The sequence below is a fragment of the Candidatus Palauibacter scopulicola genome (assembly GCF_947581915.1).
GTDB lineage: Bacteria > Gemmatimonadota > Gemmatimonadetes > Palauibacterales > Palauibacteraceae > Palauibacter > Palauibacter scopulicola.
Genome location: NZ_CANPWG010000047.1, coordinates 79,830 through 86,558 on the forward strand (window position 1 = coordinate 79,830; position 6,729 = coordinate 86,558).

The following is a 6,729-nucleotide window of genomic DNA, read 5'->3' on the forward strand; positions in this document are numbered from 1 at the left end:
TCCGAAGCAAAGCCGCCGCTCAGAGCTTCTCGGGATTCTCCTGGAAGAAGGGCCGCCACTTCTCCTCGGGCGAGGGCGGCGTGAGGAGGCTCACGACGATCAGGAGTCCGAGCGAGATGAGGACGCCGGGGATCACGATGTAGTCGCTGGAAGCGAAGTCGAACGCGGTCCCCCCGATCGTGGCGGTGAAGTCCACACCGAACCGCGACAGGAGCGCGATCCCCACGATGCTTCCGAGTCCACCCGCGATACACGCCACGCCACCCTGCGGCGTCACGCGGCGCCACAGGAAGGCGGCGAGGAGCGCAGGCGTGAGACTCGCCCCGACGAGGGAATACGCGTAGAGCGCCATCGCGAGCACGGTGTCGAACTGCGTCAGCAGCACGAGCCCCAGCCCGCCGAACAGGACGACGCACAGGCGCTGCAGCGCCAGCTTCCGCCCTTCGCTCGCGTCCGGATCCACGAAGCGTTCGTAGAGGTCCCGGCTCACGTTCGTCGAGGGCACGAGCAGGAAGGTGTTGCCCGTCGAGAGCACGATCGCGACCGCCGCGGCGAGGAGAATCGCGCCCCCGACGATCGGCAGCCCGTTGGCGGCGATGTGAAGGATGATCGTCTCCGACGCGGCGCGGCCGACCAGAGACACCTGCTCCGGGTCCGCGAGTTCCGGGAAGACCGCCCGGCCCACGATCGCGATCAGCGCCAGCGTCGTCTCGATGAAGACGACCCCGAGGAACATGCCGACCACGGCCTTCTTGGCCGACCCGGCGTCCTTTGCCGAGAAGAACTTCTGGTACATCCCGCTCTCGCCGAGGATGAGCAGGAAGGTGGGCATCGCGACGCCGATGACCCAGAGCACGTTGTGTCCCCCGAGGATCGTGAGATGCTGCTCCGGCAGTGCGGCCGCGATCTCCCCGACCCCGCCGTTCGAGAACACGAGATAGGGGAGGCCGATGACGATGCCGAGGGTGATGATGATCCCGTTCAGGAGATCGACGGAGACGATGGACACCATCCCGGCGAGCGCCGTGAACGCCACGATCGTGACGCAGGTGATGATCATCCCGGTCGTGGGCGAGATCGCGCCGTCGGTGACGATGCTCAGGATCCAGCCGCCGCCCCGGAACTGGTAGGCGGCGATCGTGACGTAGGCGAGGATGATCGCGACCGTGCCGAGGATACGCGCCGCCGCGTTGTAGCGCTGTTCGAGCAGGTCCGGGACGGTGTACTTCGCGATCGAGCGCACGCGGGGCGCCAGGTAGAAGGCGACGAGGAGCCCGACCCAGGCGCCGAAGGAGAACCACAGCTCCGCGATCCCCGTGCGGTAGGCCAGCCCGGCCCCGCCGAAGAGCGACCCCGAGCCGATCCAGGTGCAGATGAGCGTCCCCACGAGGAGCGCCACCGGCACGTTCCGGCCCGCCACCATGAAGTCCGCGTGACTCTTGATCTGCCGGGAGCGCCACACGCCGATCCCGATGAGGATGAGCGGGTAGCCGAAGACGGCGATCGTCAGCAGGTCCATCCGCTACTCCCCTTTCGACATGCGACGCTTCAACTCCTCGAGCATCGCGTCCGCCCGCGCCTCCCGCAGTTCGCGCTCGGCCACGAAGTCCCGCTGCGGCGCGCCGGCCATCGGATCGAGCGCCTCGTCCACCTGGCGGCGCGCGTCGTCGAGGTCGCTCTTTCCCTCCATCTTCTCGGCCATGCGGTCGAACGCATCCACCGAGTCGAGCCGGTCGGAGGAGTGCTGGATCGCCTGCGCGCGCCGTTGCTGCACGCTGAGCGAATCCCGCCGCGCCATGGCGCTCTTCAACTGTTCCGCGCCCTGCGCCGCTTCGGCCTTCTGCTGCTGGAGTTCGGCTTGCGTCCCCTCGGCCTTGAGAACGAGCACCTCGAGCCGCTGGCGGTGCCGCGCCGCGAACCGGTTCGCGACCTCCACCGTCTCGGCATCCCCGATCTCCGCGGCCTTCGCCGCGCGCCGCTCGGCGACGCGGGCCGCCTCCCCTTCCTTGTCGGCCTGGCGCACCTGCGACTCCAGCAGCCCCTCGAGTTCGGAGATCCGCGCCCGCGTATCGACGAGTTCCTGGCGCATGGCGCGGATGACGCGGTCGATGTCGTCCTCGGACGCCCCGGGCTGCTTCGCCTCCATCCGGTCGAGCGCCTCGTCGACCATCTGCCTGAGTTTTCTGAACATGGCCCCGCGTCTAGTGTAGCTCGGTGACTCCTGGGTTTGTGCGACAGTACACTAGCAGCCCCCGGCAAAACGCCGCCACCGCCGGGGAAGGGATCTCACGCCGTTAGCGGCGGAAGGATGACGATGGACGGATCGACCGCCACACCGACCCCTGAGCGGAGGACCTATCGGATCTCCGGCATGCACTGTGCCGGTTGCGTCGGCTCCGTTGAGAGGAGCCTCAACGCGGTCGACGGCGTGGAGGCTGCGGTGAGCCTGCCCGCCGAATCCGCGACGCTGACGCTCACCCGGGACGTGGGCTTCGAGGAACTCGCCGCGGCCGTCGAAGGGGCCGGCTACGAGATCGAACCCATCGCGGACGTGGACCGCGGAGAGGCGGAGCGCTCGCGCCTCGCGGAGGCGGAAGCCCGCTCGCGCGAGGCGCGGAAAACCATGTGGACCGCGTGGGCGCTCACCGTCCCGGCCATGGTGTGGATGCTGCCGGAGATGTTCGCGGGCCTGCGCTGGCCATCGCCCCTCGTCTTCGACCTGGGCGTCACGCTGCTCGGGGCCGCCGTCCTCGCCGGGCCGGGGGGACCGACGTTGCGCAGCGCGTGGCGTTCGGCGCGGGGCCGCACGCCGAACATGGATGTCCTCATCGCGCTCGGGGCCGGCGTCTCCGTACTCACGGGGGCGTGGGCGGTCCTCCACGTGCTCGGGTTCGCCCCGATGATCATGAACTTCGCGCCGGTGGGCGCGATGATCGCCGCCATCCACCTCACGGGCCGCTACGTGGAGGCAAAGGCGCGCGGGCGGTCCTCGTCGGCGATCCAGGCGCTGCTGTCGCTCGAGGCGCCGATGGCCCGCGTGGAGCGGGAGGGCGCCCAACTCGAGATCCCGACCCGCGACGTCGCGGTGGGCGACGTGATGATCATCCGCCCGGGCGAGAAGATCCCCACGGATGGCGTCGTCCTCGATGGGAGGAGCGCGGTCGATGAGTCGCTCGCGACGGGAGAGTCGATTCCGGTCGAGAAGGAACCGGGGTCCTCCGTCCTCGGTTCGACCGTCAATCACTCCGGGGCGCTGCGCGTGCGGGCGACGGGCGTGGGCGAGGACACCTTCCTGTCCAATGTCATCCGCCTCGTGGAGGAGGCGCAGGCGAGCAAGGTCCCGATCCAGGAGTTCGCGGACCGGGTGACCGCCATCTTCGTGCCCGTCATCCTCGTCGTCGCGCTGGCGGCCTTCGCGGGCTGGTTCGTCGTGCCCGGAATCTTCACGGACGCCGCGCGCTGGGCGTCGGGATTCATCCCGTGGGTGAACCCCGAGTTGGGCCGCCTCTCGCTCGCGCTCTACGCGGCGGTCGCGGTGCTCGTCATCGCCTGCCCCTGCGCGCTCGGACTCGCCACCCCCACGGCGCTCATGGTGGGCACCGGCCTCGGGGCCACGCGCGGCGTCCTCATCCGCGACGGAGCCGCCGTCCAGACGCTGGACCGGGCGGACACCCTCGTCTTCGACAAGACCGGCACCCTCACCCGCGGCGCCCCCCGCGTGGTCGACGTTCTCGTGCACGCCGGTCCGGCGGTGGATCCGGCGCGCGCGGCGATCGACGACGGGAGTCCGGCCGATGCGAGCGCGGCTGATGCCGAGGCCCGGCTGCTCGAGCTCGCCGCCGCAGTGGAAGACGCCTCGGAACATCCGCTCGCCCGCGCCGTCGTCGACGAGGCGCGCGGCCGCGGCATCCCCTTCTCCCGTGCCAGCGGCGTGGAGGCCCGGGTCGGGATGGGCATCGTGGGCGAGGTCGATGGCCAGCGTGTCTCCGTGGGGAGCGCGCGGCTGCTGCGCGAGGAGGGCATCGCGGAGGAGGACATCGCCGAGGTGGAGCGGCGTTTCCGCGACGCCGCGCGCACGATCGCCTGGGTGGCCGCCGGCGGGCGGCTGCTCGGCGCGATCGCGATCGCCGACCCGGTGAAGGACGACGCACGGGAAACCCTCCTCGAGCTGAGCCGCCGCGGCTTCCGGACCGTGATGCTCACCGGCGATCATGAAGCCGTGGCGGCCGCCGTCGCCGAGCATCTCGGCATCGACGACTTCCGGGCCGGGCTGCTCCCCGCCGACAAGGTCGAGGCCGTGCGGCAACTCCGCGCCGAGGGGCGCACCGTGGCCTTCGTCGGCGACGGGATCAATGACGCCCCGGCGCTCAAGGCGGCCGACGTCGGCATCGCCGTGGGCACCGGCACCGACATCGCGATCGAAGCCGCGGACATCACCCTCGTGCAGGGCGACCTGCGCTCCGTGCTGCGCGCGACGAAGCTCTCCCGCGCCACCTTCCGCAAGATCCGCGAGAACCTCTTCTGGGCCTACGTCTACAACGTCGTCGCGATCCCCGTCGCCTTCCTCGGCCTTCTCCACCCCGTGCTCGCGGAGGCCGCCATGGCCCTGAGTTCGATCTCCGTCGTCACGAACGCGAACCGCCTCCGCCGCACCCGCCTGTAGCGACGTTGCCTTTGCCCCTTCCGGCGCGCATCATAGGCGCCGGTTCGACGGTTCATCCGGTTTCTTCCGAGAGAGGTTCGATGGCGTCACGCTGGGTCGGTCTCGCGCTGGGACTCTGGTTCCTGGGCGCCCCGTTCATCTGGGGATACCCGTTCGGTTTCCTGTGGTGGCACAGCGTGGTACTCGGCGGTTCCATCCTCGTCGTCACCATCACCTTCAACCTCGGCATCAACCGGATCAGCGGATGGGGACTCATCGCCCTCGGCGCCTACAGCATGCTGTCGCCCTTCATCCACGGATATCTCGCCAACGCCCAGGCCCTGTTCAACGACCTCATCTTCGGCGTCATCACCGTAGGCACGGGCACCGCGATGGGCGGAGCGGGCATCGAACACTCCGACGAGGTCCCCAGCACCGCCTGACCCCGGCGGTGTCAGTTGTCGCAGCGGCGTAAGTCCCGGCCGGAGCGGTCTTCGGGCTCGAGGACGAGGAGGACGCGGGCCTGCCCGGCCTCCGAGACGACGACCCGCGGCGTCGGCGACCCGAAGCCGCCGCAGTCGGCCCGCACCTGGTACGAGCCGGGCGGCAGGTCCTCCATCGCGAAGCGGCCGGCAGCATCGGTCACGACTCGGATGTCGGTGCCGACCAGTATGACGGGCACGGCCGGGAACCCCCGCCCCGTGTTCCCGTTCACGACCCGCCCGGCGACCGATCCCGGCATCGTGACGGGGACGACCAGGCGCGCCGCGGCGCCGGGTTCGGCGCGGAGAGTGGCGACCTCGCCCGGTTGGGGACCGTACGAGGGCACCAGTGTGACATCAGTGCCCGACGGGAGATCGCAGAGCCGGAAGCGGCCGGTCGAGTCGGACCGCACTTCGGTTTCGGGGAGTGACCCCGCCTGGTCGGCCCGCGCGAACGACGCCCGTACGCGGGCCGCCGGCAGCCGCACCTCGGTGAGCCGGTCCTCGACGATCCCGTCCAGCGTCACTGCACCGACACCGCCGACCGGCTCGCAGAGCCTTACGTCGATCTGCGGCACGTGTCCCCCCAACTGCGCCATCCAGTTGGACCACAGGATGATGACGCCGCAGTAGATCGTGATGTCGTTGAGCGCGAAGAGCGGGATCGGCGACGAAGGCTGGTAGAATTCGGCGGCACCCAGATCCGTCACGGACAGTTCGTCCAACAGGTACGCGGCCGGCCCCACAGGGGACTGGTACGTGCCGGCCGGATTGATCGACGCCGGCTTGCTGGTCCCCCAGCCAGACACTTCGCCGATGAACTTCCGGTCGTACCAGACCTGCACCGTGGGACAGCGGGACAGGGGCGCACGCTGCTGCAGGTTTGACAGGAAGTGCGGCAACCGGGTGAAGCCCGCGCTTTGGGTTCTGATCCACTCCGGCTCGAAGTACGTGCCCCAGCCCTCCTCCAGCCGATCGTAGAAGCCCGTCTCGACCAAGCGGAGCGGCCGGCCCTCGACATCCACTTCCAGCGGTTCCATCGCGACCGGGTCCAGCGATAGCCGCACATCGAGCGGGGCCGGCTCGTCAGGCCCCACTTCCAGCGGCACGCTGTACGCGGCGAACCCGATGCGCCGCACGCCGAGCACATACTCACCCGGCGCGATGCCGTCGAAGGAGAAGGCGCCGCTCGCGCCCGTAACGGTTTCAGCCACTGCGACGTCCCCTCCCGCCAGCCGAACGGCGGCGCCCTCGACGGGCACGCCGGTGTCCTCGGCGCGGACCACGCCCGCCACCCGGCCCGCTTCCTGCCCCGCGGCCGCCATCGGCCACCCGGCGGTCAGCGCGAACGCCATGAACGCCAACCGCCGCGTCACGCCTCGCCCGCACGACCGCGCGATGCCTGTCGCACTGGCGCCCATCGTTCAACCTCCCTCTCGAGTTGCCCCGAACTTCCCCTTCCTCCCCTGCTCCGGATCGAAATCTGACACCTGCGGGCGGCGGGTGCGAGTAGCACCGCCGGACCTCACGTTCCCGCGGGAACGTCTCCTAGCTAGTTCTCGTCCGCAAACTCGCAAGTTGTTGATGTATTGTTAGATGTATCAC

At 69.9% G+C, this 6,729-nt stretch carries 5 protein-coding genes; 2 read left to right on the plus strand and 3 right to left on the minus strand.

Annotation, left to right across the window (positions count from 1 at the left end; genetic code table 11):
* Positions 1 to 19 precede the first annotated feature (19 nt).
* Positions 20 to 1,519, minus strand: a complete 1,500-nt coding sequence (locus RN743_RS09280; RefSeq protein WP_310779302.1) for a sodium:solute symporter family protein — start codon at positions 1,517 to 1,519, stop codon at positions 20 to 22.
* 3 nt (positions 1,520 to 1,522) lie between these two features.
* On the minus strand, positions 1,523 to 2,191 hold the full coding sequence (locus tag RN743_RS09285) for a hypothetical protein (RefSeq protein WP_310779305.1): 669 nt from the start codon (positions 2,189 to 2,191) through the stop codon (positions 1,523 to 1,525).
* A gap of 123 nt (positions 2,192 to 2,314) precedes the next feature.
* Between RN743_RS09285 and RN743_RS09290 the strand changes: the two genes are divergently transcribed.
* The gene (locus RN743_RS09290) at positions 2,315 to 4,663 is read left to right on the plus strand and encodes a heavy metal translocating P-type ATPase (protein WP_310779308.1); all 2,349 of its coding nucleotides are present in this window, start codon (positions 2,315 to 2,317) and stop codon (positions 4,661 to 4,663) included.
* Positions 4,664 to 4,743: 80 nt separating this feature from the next.
* Complete coding sequence (locus tag RN743_RS09295; RefSeq protein ID WP_310779313.1) at positions 4,744 to 5,085, plus strand: SPW repeat protein; 342 nt, start codon at positions 4,744 to 4,746, stop codon at positions 5,083 to 5,085.
* Between the two features lie 11 nt (positions 5,086 to 5,096).
* Here RN743_RS09295 and RN743_RS09300 read toward each other — a convergent pair whose 3' ends face one another.
* A complete protein-coding gene (locus RN743_RS09300) occupies positions 5,097 to 6,545 on the minus strand; it encodes a carboxypeptidase-like regulatory domain-containing protein (protein ID WP_310779316.1) in 1,449 nt (482 codons plus the stop codon).
* Between the last annotated feature and the right edge of the window lie 184 nt (positions 6,546 to 6,729).